The sequence below is a fragment of the Methanolobus sp. ZRKC5 genome, from assembly GCF_038446525.1.
Classification (GTDB): Archaea; Halobacteriota; Methanosarcinia; order Methanosarcinales; family Methanosarcinaceae; genus Methanolobus.
Map to the genome: position 1 here is coordinate 2,488,430 of NZ_CP151792.1, position 25,188 is coordinate 2,513,617.

At 42.2% G+C, this 25,188-nt stretch carries 25 protein-coding genes; 15 read left to right on the plus strand and 10 right to left on the minus strand.

The window, feature by feature from the left end; all coding sequences use genetic code 11:
• Positions 1 to 36 precede the first annotated feature (36 nt).
• The 10 genes from WN948_RS12290 to WN948_RS12335 form a co-directional block, all read right to left on the minus strand.
• Positions 37 to 1,278 (minus strand): glucoamylase, encoded by a 1,242-nt coding sequence (locus WN948_RS12290; RefSeq protein ID WP_342304487.1) that lies wholly within the window; start codon positions 1,276 to 1,278, stop codon positions 37 to 39.
• A gap of 5 nt (positions 1,279 to 1,283) precedes the next feature.
• Positions 1,284 to 1,814 carry a hypothetical protein gene (locus WN948_RS12295; RefSeq protein WP_342304488.1) on the minus strand — a complete coding sequence of 177 codons (531 nt, stop codon included), beginning with the start codon at positions 1,812 to 1,814 and terminating at the stop codon, positions 1,284 to 1,286.
• 215 nt (positions 1,815 to 2,029) lie between these two features.
• Positions 2,030 to 2,833, minus strand: coding sequence for a mannosyl-3-phosphoglycerate phosphatase (gene mpgP, locus WN948_RS12300; protein ID WP_342304489.1), 804 nt, complete (start codon positions 2,831 to 2,833; stop codon positions 2,030 to 2,032).
• A gap of 82 nt (positions 2,834 to 2,915) precedes the next feature.
• Entirely contained in the window at positions 2,916 to 4,379 is a 1,464-nt protein-coding gene (gene cfbB / locus WN948_RS12305) for a Ni-sirohydrochlorin a,c-diamide synthase (protein ID WP_342304490.1), read from the minus strand.
• A gap of 12 nt (positions 4,380 to 4,391) precedes the next feature.
• On the minus strand, positions 4,392 to 5,186 hold the full coding sequence (gene cfbC / locus WN948_RS12310) for a Ni-sirohydrochlorin a,c-diamide reductive cyclase ATP-dependent reductase subunit (RefSeq protein WP_342304491.1): 795 nt from the start codon (positions 5,184 to 5,186) through the stop codon (positions 4,392 to 4,394).
• Positions 5,183 to 6,319, minus strand: a complete 1,137-nt coding sequence (gene cfbD / locus WN948_RS12315) for a Ni-sirohydrochlorin a,c-diamide reductive cyclase catalytic subunit (RefSeq protein WP_342304492.1) — start codon at positions 6,317 to 6,319, stop codon at positions 5,183 to 5,185. The genes cfbC and cfbD overlap by 4 nt, the downstream gene beginning before the upstream one ends.
• Before the next feature lie 186 nt (positions 6,320 to 6,505).
• A complete protein-coding gene (gene cfbE / locus WN948_RS12320) occupies positions 6,506 to 7,876 on the minus strand; it encodes a coenzyme F430 synthase (RefSeq protein ID WP_342304493.1) in 1,371 nt (456 codons plus the stop codon).
• Positions 7,877 to 7,953: 77 nt separating this feature from the next.
• Positions 7,954 to 8,580: a DUF2150 family protein gene (locus WN948_RS12325; RefSeq protein ID WP_342304494.1), complete on the minus strand. Its 627-nt coding sequence runs from the start codon at positions 8,578 to 8,580 to the stop codon at positions 7,954 to 7,956.
• An 87-nt stretch (positions 8,581 to 8,667) separates the two neighbouring features.
• A complete protein-coding gene (locus WN948_RS12330; protein ID WP_342304495.1) occupies positions 8,668 to 9,117 on the minus strand; it encodes a UPF0179 family protein in 450 nt (149 codons plus the stop codon).
• A 36-nt stretch (positions 9,118 to 9,153) separates the two neighbouring features.
• Positions 9,154 to 10,188, minus strand: a complete 1,035-nt coding sequence (locus tag WN948_RS12335; RefSeq protein ID WP_342306472.1) for an NAD(P)-dependent glycerol-1-phosphate dehydrogenase — start codon at positions 10,186 to 10,188, stop codon at positions 9,154 to 9,156.
• A 214-nt stretch (positions 10,189 to 10,402) separates the two neighbouring features.
• On the opposite strand from WN948_RS12335, the gene WN948_RS12340 reads away from it, so the two are divergent.
• The 15 genes from WN948_RS12340 (at position 10,403) to cobN (ending at position 25,156) form a co-directional block, all read left to right on the plus strand.
• Positions 10,403 to 11,251 carry a DUF63 family protein gene (locus tag WN948_RS12340; RefSeq protein ID WP_342304496.1) on the plus strand — a complete coding sequence of 283 codons (849 nt, stop codon included), beginning with the start codon at positions 10,403 to 10,405 and terminating at the stop codon, positions 11,249 to 11,251.
• A gap of 4 nt (positions 11,252 to 11,255) precedes the next feature.
• Positions 11,256 to 11,861, plus strand: coding sequence for a stage II sporulation protein M (locus WN948_RS12345; protein ID WP_342304497.1), 606 nt, complete (start codon positions 11,256 to 11,258; stop codon positions 11,859 to 11,861).
• A 79-nt stretch (positions 11,862 to 11,940) separates the two neighbouring features.
• Complete coding sequence (locus tag WN948_RS12350; protein ID WP_342304498.1) at positions 11,941 to 13,098, plus strand: formate--phosphoribosylaminoimidazolecarboxamide ligase family protein; 1,158 nt, start codon at positions 11,941 to 11,943, stop codon at positions 13,096 to 13,098.
• Between the two features lie 126 nt (positions 13,099 to 13,224).
• Complete coding sequence (locus WN948_RS12355; protein ID WP_342304499.1) at positions 13,225 to 13,986, plus strand: ATPase domain-containing protein; 762 nt, start codon at positions 13,225 to 13,227, stop codon at positions 13,984 to 13,986.
• 239 nt (positions 13,987 to 14,225) lie between these two features.
• Positions 14,226 to 15,452, plus strand: coding sequence for a translation initiation factor IF-2 subunit gamma (locus WN948_RS12360; protein WP_342304500.1), 1,227 nt, complete (start codon positions 14,226 to 14,228; stop codon positions 15,450 to 15,452).
• Positions 15,449 to 15,817 (plus strand): DNA-binding protein, encoded by a 369-nt coding sequence (locus WN948_RS12365; protein WP_342304501.1) that lies wholly within the window; start codon positions 15,449 to 15,451, stop codon positions 15,815 to 15,817. The genes WN948_RS12360 and WN948_RS12365 overlap by 4 nt, the downstream gene beginning before the upstream one ends.
• A gap of 77 nt (positions 15,818 to 15,894) precedes the next feature.
• On the plus strand, positions 15,895 to 16,461 hold the full coding sequence (locus WN948_RS12370; RefSeq protein ID WP_342304502.1) for a DNA-directed RNA polymerase: 567 nt from the start codon (positions 15,895 to 15,897) through the stop codon (positions 16,459 to 16,461).
• Between the two features lie 16 nt (positions 16,462 to 16,477).
• Entirely contained in the window at positions 16,478 to 16,663 is a 186-nt protein-coding gene (gene spt4, locus WN948_RS12375; protein WP_342304503.1) for a transcription elongation factor subunit Spt4, read from the plus strand.
• Positions 16,664 to 17,257: a GTP-dependent dephospho-CoA kinase family protein gene (locus WN948_RS12380; protein ID WP_342304504.1), complete on the plus strand. Its 594-nt coding sequence runs from the start codon at positions 16,664 to 16,666 to the stop codon at positions 17,255 to 17,257.
• On the plus strand, positions 17,238 to 17,567 hold the full coding sequence (locus WN948_RS12385; protein ID WP_342304505.1) for a 30S ribosomal protein S24e: 330 nt from the start codon (positions 17,238 to 17,240) through the stop codon (positions 17,565 to 17,567). Before WN948_RS12380 ends, WN948_RS12385 begins: the two co-directional genes overlap by 20 nt.
• A gap of 2 nt (positions 17,568 to 17,569) precedes the next feature.
• Positions 17,570 to 17,719 carry a 30S ribosomal protein S27ae gene (locus WN948_RS12390; protein ID WP_342304506.1) on the plus strand — a complete coding sequence of 50 codons (150 nt, stop codon included), beginning with the start codon at positions 17,570 to 17,572 and terminating at the stop codon, positions 17,717 to 17,719.
• 398 nt (positions 17,720 to 18,117) lie between these two features.
• Positions 18,118 to 18,792, plus strand: a complete 675-nt coding sequence (locus WN948_RS12395) for a DUF2162 domain-containing protein (RefSeq protein ID WP_342304507.1) — start codon at positions 18,118 to 18,120, stop codon at positions 18,790 to 18,792.
• A 2-nt stretch (positions 18,793 to 18,794) separates the two neighbouring features.
• Positions 18,795 to 19,418 carry a MotA/TolQ/ExbB proton channel family protein gene (locus tag WN948_RS12400; protein ID WP_342304508.1) on the plus strand — a complete coding sequence of 208 codons (624 nt, stop codon included), beginning with the start codon at positions 18,795 to 18,797 and terminating at the stop codon, positions 19,416 to 19,418.
• Positions 19,415 to 19,783, plus strand: a complete 369-nt coding sequence (locus WN948_RS12405; RefSeq protein ID WP_342304509.1) for a DUF2149 domain-containing protein — start codon at positions 19,415 to 19,417, stop codon at positions 19,781 to 19,783. The genes WN948_RS12400 and WN948_RS12405 overlap by 4 nt, the downstream gene beginning before the upstream one ends.
• 120 nt (positions 19,784 to 19,903) lie before the next feature.
• Positions 19,904 to 25,156: a cobaltochelatase subunit CobN gene (cobN, locus tag WN948_RS12410; RefSeq protein ID WP_342304510.1), complete on the plus strand. Its 5,253-nt coding sequence runs from the start codon at positions 19,904 to 19,906 to the stop codon at positions 25,154 to 25,156.
• The last annotated feature ends 32 nt before the right edge of the window (positions 25,157 to 25,188 follow it).

Below are 25,188 nucleotides of genomic sequence, written 5' to 3' on the forward strand. Positions count from 1 at the left end.
TTTGACTATTAATGACATAGTCCCAAATTCACACTTTCATTTAGAAGAATTGCCAGCTCCAAATCTATTGACAAAATTGTTGTAAGCACGAAGATATTCCGCATGTGGCCATATCAGAGGAATTGTCACATAAGCCAGACCATCATTCCATTTTGGATGAGAGCGTACATTCTTGATCATGGTCATTTTACTTTCCCTCAGTATGTTGGCATTTGTATAATCCTCTAACCAGAGTTCAAACCTGTCAATCGTGGAAATATGTTCAGGCAGCATGTGATTGTGGGCCATGTCCACCACCCATCCCAGATACATTTCTGCCATATCCATGTTATCAGTTTCAACATAATGATTAGCCAGTTGACATGTAAAATGGCACCAGGGACCATAACCTCCATTGTTTCTTCCCCAGTATTCAGGATACCTGTTAAGCCCGCCTATCTCAGAGTCCCACAATCTTTCATGTATTCTTTTTACCGTGGATTTTATCTTAATATCAGAATCATCCAGAAGCTCAAAATAGGCAGGTGAATATTCTACTGCATCCACATCGATGACAGTTGATGCAAAAGCATCATACCCTATGGGTTTACTGTTACGGTCTTTGACCCGGATACATTTGATAAATGACCTTCTTCGGGGACTATACAGACGAGTTAGGATGGATTCACGTATCTTTTCTGCCTCAGCCTTCCATTCAGAAACTTCCTTACCCAGAGCCTCAGCCATTTTCACAGAAGATAATATTCCAGCACAGCAAGCACAATTAGCATATATCTCAAAACCATGTTCGTAAGCAGGATATTCATGAATACTGTTGATAGTATGGATCAGGTCCACCTCATCATTCTTGTTCATGAGAATGAATCCAACAGCTTTTTCAATCTTCTCCCAATGTTTTTCTACGAAAGCCCTGTCTGCCATCTCATCAAAAAAGGAGGCACCAGTAGCTTCAAAATATTTACCGAGGGCAAAGAGCACAAGACCATTACCGTCTATTTGAAGGTCCTTATAACTTGCATCATTACCATCGACGTCATACCTCTGGGAGAATTCCCCGAGTGGTTTCTGTGCATTAAGAACGAATTCAAGAGCTTTTTTTGCCTCATCCAGCATCCCGGCAGCTACAGCCCCAAGAATATCCACAGAATGGTCTCTTGGGTATATGAACGGATAACGTGTACCTGGCGGACTTGCATAAAATCCACCATTTTCATGTTGGTTCTCTTTTAAAATCTGGATGCTGTTTTCATATATCTTGAGAGCTTCGGAATAATTCAAGATGCTCACTCCTTTTCAAGATATTCTATCCTATATATACAAAAAGAACGGTCAAGCAGTTCACTTACCTGTTCTTTTGTCATCCTGGTCTTTTCAATGGCTTCTTCGTTGTACACTTTTACATTGCTCATAACTGACTTACTGCCTACATTGTATATCCTTGTATCAGCAAGCTCAGCGCGACGTTTGCTGTAGCTGTTATGAAGTATGCCAATCACGCTTGAAAGAGCAGGAAAATTCCATGGTTCATCAGATTCTTCTTTCAGCTTATTTACAAAATTGATAAGTGCATTGAACTGGGAAGGTGTTTCACCATAGATGTTGTTGAAATCAATTAATTCGTTGCCAAAAGGACAAATCGGTAAATAGTTTATATCATCTTCCCAGGCCCCTTCAAATCCCGGTCCTTCGATATCAGCAAGTTTGATACCAATAGAAGTCATCCATTGGTATGTCTTTTGGACACCTGCAATGTCCACCATTTCCACAATACCAATTAAGAATGCTTTAGGAAGTATATTCTTTAATCGAATCATCTTCTACCCCATCTTCGTGATGATTTCGGCACAATCTACATTGATGGCCCTACCCATAAGCCCGGAAGCTATGGATTATCAAAGTCAAATGCTAAGTCTCCCAAATATATATTCTGCATTGACCGTATAAATAATGATAAGCAACAACTCACGAAAATGAACTTGAATAATATATTACAAGTAAAAACAACACAAAAAAATAACAATGTCCATGATCATTTTACCAGACCTGATATCGCCATATTCCATCCCACAGGGCCGACACCTCCAACCCTGTTGACCCTCTCATCCGTGATATTTGAATCATATTTCCCACCTGGTTTCTGCACAAGAAAAGCAATATCCACCACTTTTAGCATGGGATAGTCATTAAGACTATCACCAAGTCCAACAGTTTTTACATCCCCGAATTGTTTCCGATATATCTGTGTGAGAATTCGAACCGCTTTTCCCTTATCGTTGTCACCGATTATGTGCCAGTACCTTCCGCCACGTGTATAGTTGAGTCCCTTTGCCCTGATATCCCTAATTAACTTCTCAGCATCGCTTTCGTCACCATCCAGTTTGAAAGCTTCATCATACTCCCGCTGCTTCGCAAGACAGGCAGACTCTTGATCAAGCCCGGTATCCTCGCTCACCCCTACATCAGTCATGTCACCAAAACCCATTACATCAAACCCCCCTGATGCCGCTATATTCAACAACACGTTCCTCAGTAGATTGTAATCCGTACCAAGCTCAATTATATCATACTTATCCGTGGACCTGGAAGAAACAAAGTCCACATCAAAATACCCATGTGGAATAAAAATAGCTCCTCCATTCTCAGATATGAAAGGATGTACAATATCCAGCTTATCCACATAGACCTCAATCTCTGCTCTGGTCTTGCTGGTACAGAATATAAGCGGTATGTCTTTTTCCTTTAATTGGTTAATTGCTGGCAGTGCTGCCTCGTACGAGTATGTATCGTGATCTACCAAGGTGCCGTCAAGGTCTGTAAAAACGATGTATTGCATGTATCCAACTCCCAAAAATGGTTATGATAATATTTTGGAGGGAATTGTTGTTAAAATGATTGAATGAGAAATAAAATTGATTTTATTTAATCTGAAGCACAAAATCAACAAAACTCCCCGCGAACTCCCTGTAAGAACTCGCAACCAGATGAGCATAGCATCCCAGCGTATTGTTCACCGTAAGCCCGTCCCAACCATCAATTATTCCAGTACCTCTGGAAAGTTTGATAGCGAACTTCGCGTCTTTAGGGATATCGGTAACTTCAGAGTGGTGGAATTCATGACCACGGAAAGAGTTTCCTGTTTTACCAATAACAGAATCCACAGCAAGTGAACCAATATTATAGCTGACCACGCGCTTGTGACCCATTAAAGTATGACCTGGAAGTGCACCGACCATGTCGTGTGTGGATTCAGGCATCTCGGCCATGTTATGAGCTCCCTGTCCTTTAACACCTGTGCTGAGTTTCTCGGTCAGGTACATGAGACCGCCACATTCAGCATAGATAGGCAGACCGGAGAGTGACGCATCAAGGATATCCTCACGCATTGAGACATTATTCTCGAGTTCTGCGGCGAAAAGTTCGGGGTAGCCGCCGCCAAGATACAGACCGTCGACATCCGGAAGTTTTTTGTCATGGATAGGGCTGAAGTATTTTATCTCAGCTCCTGCCATTTCAAGCAATTCAAGATTGTCATGATAATAGAAATTAAAAGCTTCATCAAGGGCAACACCGATTACCGGACGCTCGCCTTCAATTTCACGGGGCGTAAAAACAGTCTTTGGCGGACGCTCAAGAGCAGGAGCTGTGTGAGCCATTTCCAGCAGACGGTCTATCTGGATGCCATCTTTAATAGTAGTTTTAATGAAATCTATCCTTTCATCGTAATTATCAGCCCGGCGGCGTTCCTCTATTGCAGGAACAAGACCAAGGTGCCTCATGGATATCTTCATTGAATTATTGCGGCGGATAACACCAATAACAGGAATACCTGTATAGTGTTCAATGGCCTCGGTGGCTTTTTTCTCATGCCTGGGGCCGCCTATGTTGTTGAGGATAACACCGGTTATGTGCACATCCTTATCGAAGTCCTTGAAACCATTTACAAGGGCCGCAGCAGAGCGGGTAATGCTCCTTGCATTGATAATAAGAATTACAGAACATTTCAGTATCTTGGCTATCTGTGCAGTGCTGCCTGTATCCGTAAAGCTGTCAAAGCCTTCATACAGGCCACGTACACCTTCGATGATGGCAATATCAGCATCACCGTCAGCCTCTGTACCATGTATGAAAACATCCCGCACACCTTCTTCATCCATCAGGAAACCATCGATATTACGAGCTCTGCGGCCTGTAATTTCAGAATAGTAACTGGGATCTATGTAATCCAGTCCCACTTTATACGGCTGGACCTTATACCCGGCCTCAGTAAGAGCCGCAAGCAGACCAATGGTAATAGTAGTCTTGCCTGAGGAAGAACTGCCTGCGGACAGGAGTATCCTCGGTATTTCTTTTGTTTCCGGTTTCGAAGGTGTGTCGGACATTGCGATCAACCTTTAACGTGTAAGTTCACGTAGCCGTTCATCTTCAAGAGCTGAAGGCATAACTGAACCCTCATTGGACATGATGGTATGCGCAAGTTCACGATAAACACCTGCAACAGGTGAATCAGGGGCTTTTTCAAGCACAGAGAAACCATCCCTTTCACAATCCTGGACGATCTGTTCCTTTGGAATGAAAGCCATGAGTTTGCTGCCGATCTCTTCTGAGAACTTCTTTACGATATCCTCTTCTCTGGTAACACTTCTGGAATTGCAGATAATACCTGACAGTGGAGTGTTTATCTTAATAAGCCCCCTGCAGATATTATTTGCAGCATAGAGTGGCATGTATTCACCTGATGTGAGAATATAAGCCTGATTAACAAGTCCTTTGCGTATAGGTGCAACAAACCCACCGCACACAATGTCTCCAGGAACATCGTAGATGATAAGATCCATATCATCTATGGAAGTGCATACTTTTCTCAGTTTCTGTATAGCAACAATTATACCACGACCGGCACATCCGATACCAGGCTCAGGACCGCCGACTTCCACGCATTTTACACCCTTGTAACCTTCATGAACAATATCTTTCTCAGTGACATCAAGCTTCTGCCTCAGAAGGTCCAGAATTGTTGGTATCCTCTTGCCACCAAGAAGCGTAATGGATGAATCACTTTTCGGGTCACACCCAATAATCATAACTTTATAGCCTTCATCAGCACAGGCGGCTGCAACATTTGAAGCAGTACTGGATTTGCCGATACCGCCTTTACCGTAAATGGCTATCCTTTTCTGTGCCATCAAACAGCCTCCGAATTCCTTTCCAGCATATCTTTTGCAACTTCTCGTATCGTTGCTCCGAACTCGGATTCAACAATGTTGTTCACTCCAAGTGTCTTTGGATGCAGATCGATCTCTACAATAACATTTTCATGTCCCATTTCCTTTAATGGAATAACCTGTCTGGGCCCATTGGTAACGGATATAACTTCCATTTCCTGGAGGTTGTCCATGGGTATTGCATGAGGTACACCAGTGATAACAGCAAAGTCAAAGTCGCTGTACTTTTCAGTGATCAGTCCACTGACCTTTTCACCAGTAATCGGGTACTCATCCATACCCCCGATGTTCTCATGGATTGTGATTCCTTTTTCCGTGAAGTCATCCATTATGGACTTTGCATGGTGGCGCACCCGAGGAAGACCAAGGGTATCGTCCACATTTGCCATATTGATGACATTATCTTCCATGCCAAGCTGTGAAGCCACTTCATTAATGGCGACGGTGATGTCAGCGAACATATAACCAGTCTCCTTCTTAGCATTCATAATAGTGAGACAACGTTTACCCTCTTTCAAATAGTCGATAACCTTCTCAGCTACCTTGTACTTCAGATCTCCACGTGAAGGAGTCAGGTATTCCCTGCTTGCTGCACCGTGGCGTTTCTCAACATTTGTTGCTTCCTCAAGAAGGATCTTCTGCCTTCCAAGTTCCTCCGGATCAATGATGCCTGCATCACATGCAGATTCCAGTGCTATCAAAACACCTTTGGTATTATTAGGATATCCTGCATGCACTTCCACCTCAATGACAGGTACATCCAGATTTGCATCCTGGACAGGTTCACGAAGTTCTTCACCAATGATCATACTGGCACATGTTCCTACAACACCGATGAGCTTTGGATTGAACATCTCATTTACCTTGGTAAGCAAAGATGAGAGTTCATCGCGTCCTCCAAAGACAAAGCCATTCTCATCAAGGGCAGTGGTAACAACATGGATCCCGTCTTCTTCAAGAAGTCTTGCGTGTTTGAATGAGCAGCCAGGTGGACCGTGAAGTATAGCAACATCAACATTCAGGTCACGTAACGTGTACAACGCAGCCACGATAGAACTGGGCCGCGGGTGTATTATTGAGATATCGTTTTCCGCCATATCGATCCCTTTTATTTTCTACTAGAGTAATCTAATTAGTATAATTGTTAAATTTCGTATTAAATAGTATACTTAAAGTATAGGTGTTTTCTGCACTATCTAGTTCTTTATCGTATAAAAGCACTAATCATAACAAAAAAACAGAGGATAAAATAAAGATAAAATCAATTATAAAAGGAGCTTGTATCACCTGAAACATTTCACACACGACAATATAATATCACTTTGTGAAGAGACTTCAAGTGCCGTTTCAAGCCCTTCCCCTATTCCGGGAGCATATGCAACATTTACCCCACCTATCCCCTGCATCCTTTCACCCACTAGTATCAACTGTCCTATATCATTACCACGCCTCATGACAAACTCTGAAACCTTCTCAGGGGGAAGACCTTCACAAACCTGGGCAGCTTCTTCCCCAAGCACCATTATAATTCTTTTGGACTCGGTCTTACTTTTATTCAAAGCATAATCCAATGAGCTTTCTGCTGAGCGTATATCCATGCCGGAATTGGAATTATCAATTAGCTTTCTTCCGGAAAGTTCCTTCTCCTGCATCCTTCCCTGCAAACCTTCAAAAGAGCCAATGACTTTGGATATATCCTTTGTAGATACTCCCATCCACATTGCCACGGAAACTGAAGCTGCAAAAGCAGTCGCATATGACCTGTAATTGTAACTGGACGATAGTGGTGAGGTAAAACTAACATCTCTGTGATCCATAACTAAAGAGTCGTCCTCAAAATTAAGCTTAAGATCAGCGTTCACTTCTGCAGAATCACTGAACGTGAAAAACGTCCTGCCATTTTCCCCTGCCTTAGCCACTGCCTTACAATCCCTTGCATTCAGGAAGAATACCTCTTCTGGTTTGCATTGGGAAAGTGCCCCCATCTTGGAATCGCTTGCATCAGAAGTTGAAGCCGCTATCCTGTAATCAGGTTCCAATGTGGTAATTATCCCCACATCAGCAAATCCGGTCAGACCTATTGAAATTTCAAGAATATAGCAATCTGCAGCAATATCTAACTCAGCCAGCATGTCAACTGCAAGCAATATGCTTCCGGGAGCTATGCTTAAACCAAGGTGAACTGTACTGGAATGTCCCTGTTCCCACAATTCAAGGCCTCTGGAAGTATGGAGTATGACCTTCATCTTCCTTGAAAGCATTTCAGCAAGTAGGGATGCAGAACTTGTTTTGGCTTTTGAACCTGTTATCTCGATCACAGTAGCACCATCAAGAACACCAGTCATGGACAATATCAAACCCACGGCTTTGTGATGGGTAATGATATCAATGCCCTTTTCCCTGGCATCTGCGAGCATGGCATATTCCGGATCCAGATGCGCAGGACTTACTATAAGCTCGAATCCAGCAACATGTATAGGGTCCTTTGAAGTTAATATACCATAATCGGATTCCATTTTTGAGAGAATATCCTCGTCCACGGTCCCGTAAACATCTATTGCTGTCACATTGTAACCAAGGCCAGCAAATTTTTCTGCGATGATAATGCCTGCATGCGTCAGGTCAAGAACTGCAACGTTGGTATGATCTAACATAGTACCAGTATGATATAGAATTTAAAAGAGAAAAAATAAGTTAAAGATAATAATGAAAAAAAGAGAATAGAAAGAACTCAGTTCTTTCCATCGTCTGCTTCATCATCCTTATAACTGTCAGAACCTACCATTGCAGCAGCAATTGAATCGATACCATCGAGCCATTCTGCAACAAGACCGTAAGGAACTTCTTCCATTACTTTTTCAGTGAGCTCTTTACCACTGATAACAAGAGCACCGATCTCTGCAACTGCGCCAAGAGCAATCTCGATGTCATCAGAAGCTTCTGCTTCAATAGCAACCTTTACAAGGTCTGCGATATCAACACTGTTGTCATAGTCACCATTTAAATAAGCCTCACATGCTGCAAAACCACCCATGAGAGATGCCTGAAGAGAATCGATCATCATATCTGCATCCTCGGAGATAGAGTCTATTTCCGCAAGTGCGACATCCCTTATCTGTGCAACATACTCCAATGCAGACTCCGGAGATACCTGCTTCTTTTCACATTTTGCAATTATCTTCAAACATGCAAGGACAATATCATCCTCCATGTTAACAAAGATAGCTCCTTCCTTACCCTGCGGTTCGTCGGACTCATCAAATTTGAAATCGCTTTCTTTTACCTGATTGATCCAGTTATTCCAGCGTTCTGCTGTGTAAAAATCATGATGTAACACATCACCGTCCTTCCCTGCCATATAATTACCTCTGTATGATAGTATAAATTTAATATTTCAGCTTATTATTACGAATTGCTTTTTATATAAAAGATGTTCGCAACGAAACTATACTTTTAGTTCCACCATTTTAAGAGAACATCCTGAAACCATGTCCTCATCCATAGGACCAAGTACCTTAACAACTGTACATTTGTCCCCTTCCTTAAGACCTTCGGGATAAAAGATGTCATAAACACTGTCATCGAAAGTCTGGCATTTTGGGTGTTCGTAGCTAATCTTAGAACCTTCCACTGCCTTGCGGGACTCAATCGCCGCAACGATCGGGGAACTTTCAACATCAACAGTCAGCACTCCACTATCATGAATGAAACATTCGTGAACTGTATCGCTTCTGACCTTTGCAACACGATACTTGCGACCAGGTACAAGATTCAAACAGGTACGCCTCAGCTTGCATTTCTTACATTCACGGGACTCACCCATAAATATGAAATCCTCGCCTTCTTTTGCAAGCCTTGAACCAATAAGTGTAATGGTAGTATTATTATCTGTCATATAAATCACCTTGATCAATTGAATTTAGCTATCCTACTATGAAATAACTTTTGTTAAGCGTGCGACTTTCTCTGCAGCCTCGGAAGTAAGACCTGCACCAAGTATTGTATATCTCTCAGGACGTATCTCATGTGCAACTAGAAGCGCCTCTAATATATACCTATCTTCAATTCCAAGTTCTTTAGCAGTAGTCGGGGCTCCTATTACCTCCAGGCATTCCTTTATTGTCTTCCAGTCACCACCGTGCAGGTACATCATCATTATGGTACCTACGCCACATTGTTCACCATGGAGAGCCGTGTTTGGGACGAGCATATCAAGTGCATGGCTGAACATGTGTTCCGAACCGGAAGCTGGTCTGGATGAACCCGCTATGCTCATTGCAACCCCACTTGAGACAAGCGCCTTGACAACTATCCTCACTGAACTTTCCAGTTCGGGTTTAATATCTTCAGGAGAATCCATCAAGATCTGTGCCGTCATTCTGGAAAGAGCTGCTGAATACTCACTAAACGGTTCGTTCCTCAACCTGTGGGCAAGTTCCCAATCAAGGACCGCAGTATAGTTTGAGATTATATCCCCGCAACCTGCAGCAAGCAAACGGTAAGGCGCACTGGCTATTATATGGGTATCCGCTATCACAGCCATGGGAGCATTTACCTCGATTGATGTTTTTTTTCCCTTGTCGTGTATTGAAGCCCTAGAAGATACAATGCCATCATGTGATGCAGCTGTAGGGACACTTATGAAGGGAAGATCGAGCTGTGTGGCGGCAAGTTTCGCCACATCTATGGATTTACCGCTTCCGACTCCGATCAAGTATTTAGAATTTGATTCCTTCGCCTGTGCAGCCGCTTTTTTGACTTCGGCCATGGATGCTTCTTTTGAAACTGTGATAGATGGGTCGTAACCACATTCAGACAGCAGGTCAAATACAACATCTCCTGCTATCTTCTTAGTATTGTTTCCCGTAACAATAAAAGCACCTTCCCTAAGTTTCAGGTCATCGCAAACATCCTTCATGTCATAGATAACATCAGGACCTACAACAACATCCCTTGGTAATTGCATCCATTTTTTCTTGCCTATTGTCGGGATCACTCATATACCTGCCAAAAACTGAATAATTAAATTTTTAATAATCAAATACTATCAAGCATTAGCTGCAAATAGGAACATGACTTGATTTGGGAAATTTCTTTTGATATATTAGGTACTTCCCATAAGCTATTAAATATTAGTTGTATTTAGGATATTCCTATATTATGCTACTGCTGTGATTATAATGCCATTAATAGATAAAGTTACCCGATTCATTAACGATTATTACATAGACCCCATTCTTCATGATAGTGGTTACAATATCGTTAATACAGTTACATGGGCGATATTGCTGGGAATATGTATTTTCGGCGTTGTAAAGTTGTTGAAAAAACTGGATATAGAGATAGATGACAGGTTCACAGTATCTGTTATTCCTTTCATCCTTGCGGGTTCATCCCTCAGGGTTATAGAAGATACGGGAATCCTGACCGCCCCTATAAGTTACCTGTTCATAACCCCAAATATCTATTTTGTTGTATTTGCAATAACAGTGTTCTTCCTGGTCCTTTCAAAATGGATCGTGAAGTTAAATGGAACAGGAGATTATCGAAAGAACTTTGCAGGTTTTGGACTCGCATGGTTCCTTGTGAACCTCACAATCCTGTCCTATCTTGAAGACATGATACTCCCATGGGTGCCTGTTTTTGTCGTATGCGCAGCAAGCCTGATAGTATATTTTACAAAATTCGTATTCGACCGTATAGGTTTTGACCTGCTCAAAAGTAAGATCAATATAGCAATACTCTGGGTTCACCTTATGGATGCATCTTCAACTATTGCAGGAATTGATTTTCTCGGATATTACGAAAAGCATGTAGTACCATCATACCTTATCGACCTTACAGGCACTGCATTTGTGATGTATCCGTTAAAACTATCTATATTCATCCCGGTACTGTATATACTGGATAATCATTTTGACGAGGACGAAGAATCACAGACATTAAAGACCTTCCTTAAACTAGTCATCATAGTCCTTGGATTATCACCTGCATGCAGGAACACTATCAGGATGGCATTTGGGGTTTAAGCCAATGCATAATGAAAACACAAAAGAGGCATTCAGGACATACATTGATGAGCTGATACCTTTCGTATGGATCAGTCTTTTATTTTTTGTATTGTCAACTATTGCAGGTTACGCCTATTACACAATTGAACCTTCATACGCATTGAATTCACTTAGCGGGCTGGAAGAACTCGCAGAAATGCTTCAGGGCCTTTCTGCTTTTGAGATTATGCTGCTTATTTTTGTGAATAATTCTGTGAAAATGTTCTTCTCGATACTGCTTGGTTTCGCCCTGGGTATAATTCCCTTTGGATTTTTGGTGCTGAACGGCTTTATTCTGGGAGTATTCGCACATTATCAGGCAGTTGAAAGTGGAACCCTGTTTGTGATCGCAGGCCTGACACCCCATGGTATCATAGAGATACCCATGCTGATAATATCATCTGCAGTTGGAATGAAGATAGGATACGTGGCACTAAATACCATCCGCTCACAGCCTGCTGACCTTAAGGGAGAGATTATCAGGGGAATTAAATTCTACCTGCACTGGTTGTTCCCACTCATATTACTTGCAGCTATTATAGAGACTTTCATAACACCCGTGATAATTTATCTGGTGGCTGGAATTTGAAATTCCAAACAAAGCATTTTGACGTGAACAGATTTATTAATACTAAATACAATGTCTGGAAAAAAATCGAGGACATATAATGATAGACAGAAAAGAGATCGCAGAGATCATTGAAGATTATGACATGGACAAGGTCAAGATAGGTGCTGTTGCATCACACTCGGCACTTGATGTCTTTGATGGCGCAATTGAAGAGAACTTCAGGACATATGCAGTCTGCCAGCAAGGCCGTGAAAAGACATACACAGACTACTTCAAGTCACAGAGGGACAGCAACGGCAACGTCGTGCGAGGTATTGTGGACGAACACATATTATTGAACAAGTTCAGCGAAACCACAAAACCAGAGATCCAGAAAAAACTGGTTGAGGAGAATGTGCTTTTCATACCCAACCGTTCCTTTACATCATACTGTGGCATCGATGAAGTGGAAAATGATTTCAAGGTACCTCTTGTTGGAAGCAGGAACATGCTTCGCAGTGAAGAACGGGGCATGGACCGCGATTATTACTGGCTCCTTGAGAAGGCAGGATTGCCCTTCCCTGAGAGGATCAATGACCCTCAGGACATAGAGGAACTTGTAATGGTAAAGCTCCCTCACGCAGTTAAGAAACTCGAAAGAGGATTCTTCACCGCAGGAACCTATAAGGAATATCAGCAAAAAGCACAATCTCTCCTGAAACAGGGAGTTATCACCCAGGATGCACTTGACAATGCAAGGATCGAGCGCTACGTGATAGGACCTGTGTTCAACTTTGACATGTTCTATTCACCTCTCGAGACAGAGATGAACAAGCTTGAGATCCTTGGTATTGATTGGCGCTTTGAGACAAGTCTGGATGGACATGTACGTCTGTCTGCACCACAGCAGATGACACTTGCAGAGCACCAGCTTACACCTGAATATACAGTATGTGGTCACAACTCCGCAACTCTCAGGGAATCACTCCTTGAAGAAGTGTTCAGGCTCTCTGAGAAATACATAGAGGCTGCAAGCAAATATTACGACCCGGGAGTAATCGGTCCATTCTGTCTGCAAACCTGTGTTGACAAAGACCTGAATTTCTACATATATGATGTAGCACCAAGAGTTGGTGGCGGAACAAATGTACACATGTCGGTCGGACACCCATACGGAAACACCACATGGAGAAGACCAATGAGCACAGGTCGCCGTGTTGCCCACGAGATCAGAAGGGCTATTGAGACCGATCAGCTCGACAAGATAATAACATAAACGATCTTTTTTGTAATGGTCTGGACAGTTAAGTTCAGACTTTCTTTAATTTTTCAGTTTGCATCAACATGAATTAATATACAGAAGTAAATAAAAGTCTTTTTATACAACTGTGTGCATACTATCATGCGCATGGAAATCAACAGGGTTCCAACAGGAATCTATGAACTTGACGAAATACTCGAAGGTGGGTATCCTTCACAACAGGGCATTCTGATAAGTGGACCCCCTGGATCGGGAAAAAGTATCCTTGCAACTCATTTTCTTCACAGGTCATGCAAAGACGGAAAAAAATGTATGCTAATGCTCACCCAGGTTAACGTTGAGAGTTACCTTGAACAGGCTTTGAGCATAGGAATTGATTTTCAGACTTGCATTGACAAAGGAACCCTGCTTATTACTAAATCATTTGAAACCCGCACGAACAAAATATATAATGCTGAAAGACACGGAACAGGAATAGGATTCCTTGAAAAGGATTGTGTCCAGAACGTACAGGATATACCTGATGACGTAGAGATCGTAGTAATAGACAATCTTGACATGTTGTCCCTTTATCACAGCACAGAAGATTTTGCGGACAAGTTCTTTGCTATAAATGACATCCTATTCGCTAAAAAATGTACAACACTTTTTTTAATAGGTCAGGAAGACTCTAAGACAAAACATGCTATTGCACAGCACACGTCTTTTGGGAACATTGAACTTTATACGGACCGTGATCCTGCAACCGGAAGAGGTATGCGTCAAATGTATATTCCAAAAATGAGATGTACCTATCTTTCACTTGACCCCCTTAATTTCAAGATAACAAAAGAAGGTATAAAAATAGAGAAGATATTCCAGAGGGATGAGATCATAAAAGATGCCCTCAATGCTTTTGTTTGAGAACTGTAAATTCAGGCCCTATCTTCTATGTACTCTTTTTCGTAGTAAGCTATATACACCATTAAAAGAATAAGAACTGTTTTGCCATACTATAGGCATTTGTACTTTCTGTTTTGTTCGAAATCATTTAAATATGATTAGTCGAATGATACACCACAATCTAAACAGATAATATATTAAACTTATACTGAAGTTATTACGCTTTTAGAATATTGCCCAACCGGGAGGGAAATCAAAAATTGAGTCAACCTTGTGTTAATATCGGCATGGTAGGTCATGTCGACCACGGAAAAACCACACTTGTCAGCGCGCTGTCAGGAGTCTGGACAGACACGCACAGCGAAGAGCTGAAGCGTGGAATATCTATAAGGCTAGGATACGCCGATGCCACGTTCAGAAAATGCCCCAACTGCCCCGAACCTCAGTGTTATACTGTAGCAAACACTTGTGAGGGATGTAGTGAGCCATCTGAAGAGCTAAGGACAGTGTCATTTGTAGATGCGCCAGGTCACGAGACATTGATGGCAACTATGCTATCAGGTGCAGCTATAATGGATGGTGCAATGCTTGTTATTGCAGCAAACGAGACATGTCCACAGCCCCAGACAAAAGAACACCTGATGGCATTGAACATCATAGGCATCAAGAACATTGTCATTGTGCAGAACAAGATCGATCTTGTACCCAAAGAAAAGGTTATTGAACATTATCACCAGATAAAAGAATTCGTTAAGGGTACTGTTGCCGAAGATGCCCCAATTGTGCCAATATCAGCACAGCAAAATATAAACATCGATGCACTTATCATGACGATGGAAGAAATGATTCCAGCGCCTGTGCATAAGAGTGACAAACCACCTCACATGCTTATTGCAAGATCTTTTGACATTAACAAACCAGGAACCCCTATTAAGAATATAACTGGCGGAGTCATTGGTGGAACACTCACAGAAGGAGTCCTGCATCCCAACGATGAACTAGAGATCAGACCTGGCAGGAAAGTAGAAAGTGACGGAACTACCAGATGGGTACCTATTAAAACAAAAGTATCAATGGTTATTGCTGGCAAGGATGATGTGGAAGAAGCAACCCCTGGAGGACTTCTTGCAGTCGGTACAAGCCTTGACCCTACACTTACTAAGAGTGATTCGCTTACAGGACAGGTTGCAGGTCTGCCAGAAACTTTGCCACCAATCCACGATGATTTAAAACTAGAACTACATCTGCTTGAAAGAGTAGTTGGAGTATCTGATGAGGAGGAGATCGGTCCTATTAAGACAAGCGAGCCACTTATGCTGAATGTAGGTACAGCTACTACAGTAGGAGTAGTTACCAGTGCACGTAAGGACATCGCAGAGGTCAAGTTGAAGAGACCTGTATGCGCAGAGATCGGTTCCACTGTGGCTATCAGTAGACGTGTAGGCTCACGCTGGAGACTCATAGGCGTAGGAGTTATCGCGACTTGAAGGTAATTATTGATACAAATGCATTGATGATACCTGTTCAGTTCAATGTTGATATTTTCGAAGAGTTGAAAAGACTGGGATATGACACATATCTCGTCCCTACAGCAGTTATCAACGAACTGGATATCCTGATAAAGAATCTCAAAGGCGGAGACAGAACAGCTGCAAAGGTTGCGCGAGCAATGGCAGATAGGTGTGAGATAATCCAGGCAGACGGACATGCAGATGATGTCATCCTGGACCTTGCTATCAGTCATGCGGCATCTGTGCTCACCAATGACATAGGGTTACGGAAAAGATTGAAAAAAAGAGATGTACCCGCCATATGCCTGCGACAGAAGAACAGGCTTGAGATAATATCATAACAGGATAATTATAGATTAATTTAAAATCATATAAGTTGTTAAAGGCTAATTATACAGGATTATTGGAGTTAGTCACCATGTACAAAAAGATGAAGCTTGCCGATACAATTCGCGTTGCACCCGACCTTTTAGGCAAGGACGTTAATGAAAATGTCAAGAATGCCTTGAGACATAAACTTGAAGGCAGGATTGACAAGGAGCTAGGAGCCATCGTTGCCATTACACAGATAAACGAGATAGGAGAAGGACATATTCTCGTAGGCGATGGTGCTGTATATTACGACGCGGTCTTTGAGGCAATAGTATTCGTACCAACTATCCAGGAAGTAATAGAAGGAGAAGTTGTTGAAACTGTTGATTTTGGAGCATTTGTAAGTATCGGAGCTATGGACGGACTCCTTCACGTGAGCCAGGTCACTGATGACTTCATGTCATATGACGGTAAGAATGGAAGACTGGTCAGCAAAGCAGGCGGCAGGTCACTTGCTGAAGGCGATAAGATCAGGGCACGTATAGTTGCGGTAAGTATCAATGAAAGAGACCCAAGGGAAAGTAAAATTGGACTGACCATGCGCCAGCACTCCCTGGGTAAGATGGAATGGCTTGAAGAAGCTAGAAGGCCATCCGCAGAAAATGAAGAGTAATATCGGAGAGTATTAGATGAGTGAACAGGTTTGCCGGGAATGTCACCGAATAATCAATGGCCAAACATGTGCCATTTGCGGATCAAGTAATCTCAGTTCCGACTGGAGCGGTATGGTAATTATCATAGATCCGGAACGCTCAGAGATAGCAAAGAAAATTGACGTGAAAGTCCCGGATAAGTATGCATTGAAGGTGCGCTAATTGGGCCTTCATTTAACTTTACCCGATACACTGCGACCACGTTTTCGGGAGAGTTTTGGGAGCCTTTACAGAGGAAAAGGCGATGACACCATCAAAAAACTTTCCAAGGACCTTGGTAGTCCCACAAAACTTATATCCGTAGGTGATGTTACTACCTTCCACTTGCTCAATATTGGAATAATACCGGACATCCTCATAGTGGATGACCGCACCAAACGCGGACCGGCATCAGACCGGGTCGTAGTAGGTACTAAGCATAAAGGGTTCACCGAAATATCCGTTGACAATCCAGCAGGGGTAATAACCGAAGATCTGATAGACGCCGTAAGAAATGCGTTGAATACAGATGAAAATGTCAGGATATTTGTGCGCGGCGAGGAGGACCTGGCTGCTGTGCCTGCGATTCTTATGGCACCTGAAGGCTCAGCTGTTCTTTATGGGCAGCCGGACGAAGGTGTTGTGCTTGTTAAGATAACGTTACCTAAAAAGGAACAAATGAAGAACCTGTTAACTGAAATACTCAAAGAACAGGATCATGATTCAGAACAAATAGAAACTATTCGGAGGAAACTGGATGGATATCAAAATCATTAACGATAAAAATAATGCGCTTCTCAACAGACGTGAATTAAACCTCACTGTCACTTTTGACGGAGCAACACCGTCAAGAGATGATGTGAAAGGCAAAATTGCAGCTATGCTCACTGTACCACTAGAACTTGTAATCGTTCAGAAGATCGAAAACGAGTTCGGTAAGCAGGAACTTAAAGCATATATCAAGATATATGAAGATGAAGCCCGCATGAAGCAGGTTGAAGAAGCATATGTACTTGAAAGAAACAAGCTTCCTGAACCAGAAGTCGTAGAGGAAGAAGAAGAAGAAGAAACACCTGCAGAGGAATAATCATGGCAGTAAAAGATTACTACAAGGTCAGCGGCGAGTCCATCGAGCGCACCCGTCAGGCCTGCCCACGCTGTGGCGAAGGAGTATTCCTTGCAGAGCACAAGGACAGACGCACTTGCGGAAAGTGCGGATACACCGAATTCAAGAAATAATTATTGTATAGTACAGCCCATAAAGGGTTGTCTTCTTTTTTTTAGAACTTTTTCTTAAAAACCAGATGTGCTAGTTACATCTGTATTGAACCTGAAAAATTTACGTTTTAACTATTTTTTGAAGTTACCTCTTTTTTTTCATTATAATAGATAATATATTTTGTATATGTACTGTATCAGCACATTGTGAAATTTTATACTGCCTGATACGCATTTTATGTGAGAACATTCCGAAAGATTTAATAATAGGTAGATTGTTTGCACTTATTAGTTGTAAAGCAAACATGCATAATTTAAATATATATATACATTGTTTAAACTATAATGTATGAGTTGTTTTCACTCATAAAAATTACTCACATCGATATTCATAATAAATTATAAAAAAGAGGAATTCAATGAGCTACGTTTATGCAGCAGTGGTAGGCATACTAATAGGCATCTTCATATTTGGTTTGAAGACCGGAGTAGGATGTGGTTTTTCCACTGTCAGAAAAAGAGATATCCTGATACTTGCAAGCAGTTACTTTGTCATTTCCATAATACTTGGGAGTCTTGTGGAAATAGTGGACCAATCCTATATTGAAGCTATTTCAAATCTTGGAATGACATTACATGTATTCATAGCACTTGTCCTCATTGGTGCAGGCATATATACACAGAAAAAATGGTCTTGTGGCCATGACGTTTCCAAAAAGACGTTCCTTGTGATCTCCGTACCATGCCCGGTTTGCCTTACAGCTCTTTTTGTTTCATGCATGATACTGGCATCAACCCTTGAGGTCAGCGGCTGGAAGGTCGGGGTACTTGTAGGATTTGTTTTCTTTATCTCAGTAATATCATCAACATGGGTCTTCAGAAAAATGAAAAGAACACCTGAAGATCTTGGAACAACAATGATGTTCCTTGGAATTTTCTACCTTCTAGGAGCGATGATAGTTCCAGCTTACATCAAGGCAAAGAAACTCAACCTGGTACTAAGTAGCGGGGGAGAGTTCGAGATTATTCCACTGTTGGTATTCACCATTTTCATAATAGGGGGCTATGCCCTCAATAACATTAGAGGTCAATAAAAATGGATGCTACTTCTTCATTGTTTGGTATATTGTACACATTTTCAGCTTCATTGCTGTACCCGGTGATCATCATTCTCATACTGCTGGTAGTCTTCTCCCTAATGCTTATAGGAGAATTCCTGTCAGAATATGCAAAAAGACATAGAGATATCGGAAACCTTGAACTGTGTTGTAACAAGGTAAGAGAACATGTCAGCTCCCATAAATACGGAGAGGCTGCCAGTTCACTACGAAATATAAAGCAAAATTTCATGGTTACAAGTTTTGCGATTTCTGCTGCCGATCATCTTGAAAAGAACATGCTACCTGCTGTTGAATGGCTCTCCCAGGAATATGAGATAAGAATGGCAAAGAGACTTGAACAGACAAGGATCGTTGCAACTATCGCACCAATGCTCGGCCTGATGGGAACTCTTATTCCCCTTGGACCTGCACTTATAGGTCTTTCACAAGGAGATATCGTACAGCTTGCAAACAACCTCATGATAGCTTTTGCTACAACAGTGATCGGTCTTTTCGCAGGAATTATCGGTTATGTGCTTACCCAGGTAAGAAAAAGATGGTACTGGCAGGATATGGCTGATATAGACTATATCCTCGACACTCTGGAGGTTGCGGAGTGAAGAGAAGAAGAAGCCGACGAACAGGACTCATAAATAATGAGGATGAACAAAACCCCCTTACAGGGGTTGCCAACCTTTTTGATATTGCAATGGTTTTCTCAGTTGCACTCCTGGTAGCACTGGTTATGTCCTACCAGTTACCGGAACTTCTCAGTCCCACGGAAGATATAACGATAGTAAAGAATCCCGGACAAAAGGATATGAAAATAATCATCAAGGACCAGGGAAAACCCATTGAAGTTCTGAACATGACCGACCAGATAGGCGGTGGAACAGGAGAGGCACTTGGTACAGCCTACAAACTGGCTGACGGAAGAGTTGTTTATGTGCCAGAAGAAGAGGGGGCAAATACTACCTCGACTTAATTTTTTATTTTTTTTTATTATCATGAACGCAAGTTTATTTGTTTTAAAACAATTTATAGTTACTAAACCATAAAAATGGTGGATGAAAAGTCAGTATAAATGGATCAGATGGTGGTCGGTATGATAGAAAAGAGAATAGTTAAAAAAAATTACATCGGAATTGCTGGAAAGATCAGTCTAATCTTTCTTTTAAGCATAGTTATGTTTTCATCTAGTGCAACCGCACTGGACCTGAGCCAGTTTGAGTTTGTTGCGAATACGACCAGTGACTCAAATGGAAATTTTACTTTTGAGAATATTCCAAATGGAGAATACGTCCTGTACTCAGTAAATGAATCATATTCTAAAAAATATGACGAATGGAGATGGTACAATGGAAAAATAGACATAAAAGTAAATAGTTCAGACATTACAGGCCTTGAACTTGAAGTGGCCAGTGGATCAGATATAGATCAAAGCGAAGTATTGGCATATCTGGACAAGTCAGCAATAACAGGAAATACTTACCTCTATGCAATGAGCACCTATTACTACAAAGCAAGTACGTTGGTTCTCATTGACAAACAAACAGATGAACTTATAGCTAACACCACATCTGATAGCAGCGGTAATTTTACTTTTGAAGATATTCCAAATGGAGAATATGTCCTGTACTCGGTCAATGAATCATATTCTAAAAAGTATGATGAGTGGAGATGGTACAACGGAAAAGTGGACATAAAAGTAAACAGCTCAGACATTGCAGGCCTTGAACTTGAAGTGGCCAGCGGATCAGATATAGATCAAAGCGAAGTATTGGCATATCTGGACAAGTCAGCAATAACAGGAAATACTTACCTCTATGCAATGAGCACCTATTACTACAAAGCAAGTACGTTGGTTCTCATTGACAAACAAACAGATGAACTTATAGCTAACACCACATCTGATAGCAGCGGTAATTTTACTTTTGAAGATATTCCAAATGGAGAATATGTCCTGTACTCGGTCAATGAATCATATTCTAAAAAGTATGATGAGTGGAGATGGTACAATGGGAAAGTAGACATAAACATAAAAAGCTCAGACATTACAGACCTTGAGCTTGAAGTAGTCAGCGGATCAGATATAGATCAAAGCGAAGTATTGGCATATCTGGACAAATCAGCAATAACAGGAAATACTTACCTTTATGCAATGAGCACCTATTACTACAAGACAAGTGATCTGGTTCTGCTGAAGCAAAGAGCATCTTCCATCACCAATGAGCCTCACCTGGATGTAGCAATAATTACCGGGTATTCATCATATGAGGAAGAACTTGCCAATTTCACAAACAGGGTTAATTCTAATCCTGAGCTAAACATAAATGTAAGTACATATATCACTACAAAATTGCCTGATAATATTGATCTCAGCAATATGGATATAATTTACATAAAAATGGTTACGCAGAGTGCTTCAGAATTTGAGGATTCGCTTCAGGAAGCTATTGATAATGGCGCATTGGTAATTGGTCAGAATACATATTTGCCTGAGAGCAATTACACACTTCCGTCCAATCCAAATTATGATACAATTACTAAATTCAAAGATCATTTGGACGACTACTGGTCTGGCGCTTCGTTAGATGACACAAACTTTGACAATCTCATATTCTATCTGGCACAGGAATATTATGGTCGTAATGATCTAACTGTAAAAGAACCCAGTGTGATACCAAAGGCAATTTATCACCCAGGAATGGAAAACATGCCTGCTGAATACCTCGTGGTCGATGCAGACGAGTATTTTGGCTGGTATGCCAACAGAACAGATGGACATGCTTTCGATGAGAACGCACCAACCATAGGCATCACATTTTATGGCTCCTACTATCTGGATGACATGGAACCAATTGATAAAATCATAGAGGGATTTGAAAGCAGAGGAGCGAATGTCATTGCATGTTACGGAAAATCAGGCTACTATCTTGAGCCCTATCTGAACCACAGCAGCCAGACAAAAGTTGATGCTGTTGTTTCCTTCCATTATCGTGGAAATTACTTTGATCTTGATGAACTTGGAGTGCCTGTTATGAATGCCATACTCAACGGGTACATGAACACAAGCCAGTGGATGGAAACCAGTACTCCGTTGCCAGTAACTAATATGCTAAGACTTTACAGACCTGAAACTGAAGGTGCTATTGATCCTATTATGATCGGAGCTCTGGAAACGATTGTTGAGGACGACAGTACAGTAGAAAAGTACATTGGACATGATGAACAGATTAACTGGCTAATTGAACGTACAATTGCTCAGGCAGAGCTTGGTATTGAAGAAGAATCTGACAAGAAGATAGCTATCATCTACTACAACCATGGTGGCGGAAAGGACAATATCGGTGCATCATATCTGGAAGTTGCACCAAGTATTGTGAACCTCCTTGAAGGAATGGATGATGCTGGATACGACGTGAATGGAACACTCATACCAAACAAGACAGAACTCGTGGACCTCATGGTCTATCAGGGAAGGAATGTTGGTACATGGGCTCCCGGGGAACTGGACAAGATGGTTGAGACCGGAAAGGTCGAACTCATACCTGAAAGCACATATTTGGGCTGGTTCAATGAACTTCCCGAAGTAAGAAGGACAGAAGTTATCGACATGTGGGGAGAGGCTCCCGGAGAGATAATGGTCTACACCGATGGCAATGATGACAGATTTATCGTCATCCCGAAGATAAGCCTCAGTGACAATGTGATCCTTGCGCCACAGCCAACAAGAGGATGGTTGCAGGACAACGAAGTACTCTACCATGACGAGGAACTACCACCTCACCATCAATACATTGCATTTTATCTATGGATGCAGAACGAGTTCGATGCTGATGCAATGGTAAACATGGGAAGACATGGAACCGTTGAATGGTTACCTGGTAAGGATTTCTGCTTGCTCAGTGAGGAATGGCCTGCTATCATGACAGGTGACATACCTGTTGTATATCCATACGTAATGGATGGTATGGGAGAAGGAATGCAGGCAAAACGCAGAGGCAATGCCGTTATCATTGACCACCTGATACCACCTGTAGTGTCTGCCGGAAGCTACGGTAATTACAGTGTGTTGAATGATAAGATCAATACCTACAAGACATCAGTCACAGAATCCGAATCACTTCTACAGGCTCATCTGCAGGACATAATAACCCTTACACTGGAGCTTGGCCTTGACAGCAGAGTGAACATGAGCCTTGCAGAGAACAATGCCACAGTAGATTTCTTCCTGGATGACCTGGATGACGTGCTAAGGGATCTGAGAAGCCAGTCCATGCCTTACGGACTTCACATACTTGGCGAAGCACCACAGGACGATGAACTTGTAGGTATGATCAATTCCATGCTTGGTGATGACTACACAGAGGCTGTTGCAGTCTACAACGAGTCTGAATCCGCACCATTGGACATACTCAGTCTTGTTCTGCTTGACAGCATGAACACAACAGATGCTCAGATGCAGGTACTACTCGGTAACAGTTCCACAGATTTGGATGGTCACCTTGCCAATGCAATTGATTATGCAGCACTTCTGGTAGAAGCAGATAATGAAGTTGATCAGGTGCTCAAGGCAATGGATGGAGGATTCATCGAGCCAAACCTTGGTGGCGATCCGATACTCCGTCCTGACACTCTGCCAACAGGCAGGAACTTCTATGCATTCGATGAACAATTGATCCCAACAAAACATGCATGGGATGAGGGTACAGCACTGGTAGACCAATGGATAACCGATTACTATGCAGAACATGGTGAATACCCAAACAAGGCAGGATACATACTTTGGGCTGGAGAATCCACACGTCACGAAGGTGTAATGGAAGCACAGATATTCTATCTGCTTGGAGTCAAACCTGTCTGGGATGAGGACGATAGTGAAGTCGTTGATGTGGAACTGATACCAGCAGCTGAACTGGGAAGACCTCGCATCGATGTCATGGTACAAATATCAGGTCTTTACAGGGATACATTCCCAATGAAGGTAGAACTCATCGATAAGGCAGTAAGACTTGCCTACGAGGATGAATCCGGCACCAATTATGTCAGGGAGAACACCGATGCTCTTCAGTCATCTCTTAATGATACCATCAGTAACTACAACCTGTCACTTGATATAGCACAGTTCAGGGTATTCGGTCCGGAGGACGGTTCCTACGGAACGGGAATGTCAAACGCTGTGTCAGCCAGTAACACCTGGGATGACAACAGCGAGCTTGCTGAGCTTTACATCAACAAGATGAGCTACATCTATGGCCAGAACCTCTGGGGACAGACTGTAGAGGAGTACATTAAGCAGCAGACAGGTGAGGATGTAAAGATCGATGATACATTTGTCTTTGAGAACATCCTGGACGGAACCGAAGTGCTTGTACACAGCAGAAGTTCCAACACTTACGGTGCCACAAACACCGATGAGTTCTTCCAGTACATGTCAGGTCTGGCCAATGCCATTGAACACATCTCCGGTGAAATGCCTGATCTTCTGGTAGCCAACCTGGAAAATCCTGACGACCTCGTGGTAGAGGACATGGAAACATACCTCGCGAACGAACTGTACACCGTTTTCAGTGATACTAACATTGAAGGATGGATGGCACATGGTTACGAGGGTGCCAGAATGATGATGAACTTCGTTGAGAACCTCTGGGGACTTGAAGCTCTGACACCTGGTCTTGTAACCGATGACATGTGGGACCAGACCTATGGAAAGTTCGTTGCAGACCAGGCAGTATCGGATTGGATGAAAGATGCTAGTCCCTATGCCTATGAATCAACAACTGGCAGACTGATCGAAGTGGTTCGGACAGGAAACTGGAACCCTTCAGATAATGTTATGGAAGATATTGTGAACGAGTATATTGACACTGTTAACGATAATGGTGTTACATGCTGCCATCACACCTGTGGTAACCCAACACTTGATGAGTTCATCCAGAGTGAGATCGATTCCGGAAGGATTCAGGTGTCACAAGAAAAGATGGACAAGTACAAGAAGATCATGGAGGAAACAAGGAATCCACTCCCGAAAACAGCAACTCCAACTTCAACTCCAAGTAGCAGCAAGAGTTCCAGTAGTACCGGAACTGAACTGAATGTTGTTGAAACCAGTGGAGGAAATCAGAGTAGCTTCACTGATTCCGGTGCAGGAGAAATACTGGAAGAAGAAGCTTCCCTGAAGTCACCTGTTGAAGACAGTTATGTCGAGGGCTATGAAATGACAAGGGAAACTGTTGAAGATGAATCTGAAAGCAGTCCCTATTCTATATCAGGCTCAGACATTGTAGCTTCTGTACTGGTGATTGGCCTTGTAGGAATTATGTATGTAGGATTCTGGAGAAGAAGGCAGTTCTGAAGTGTTTTTGGCGCTTTTCAAAAAAAGCGCAT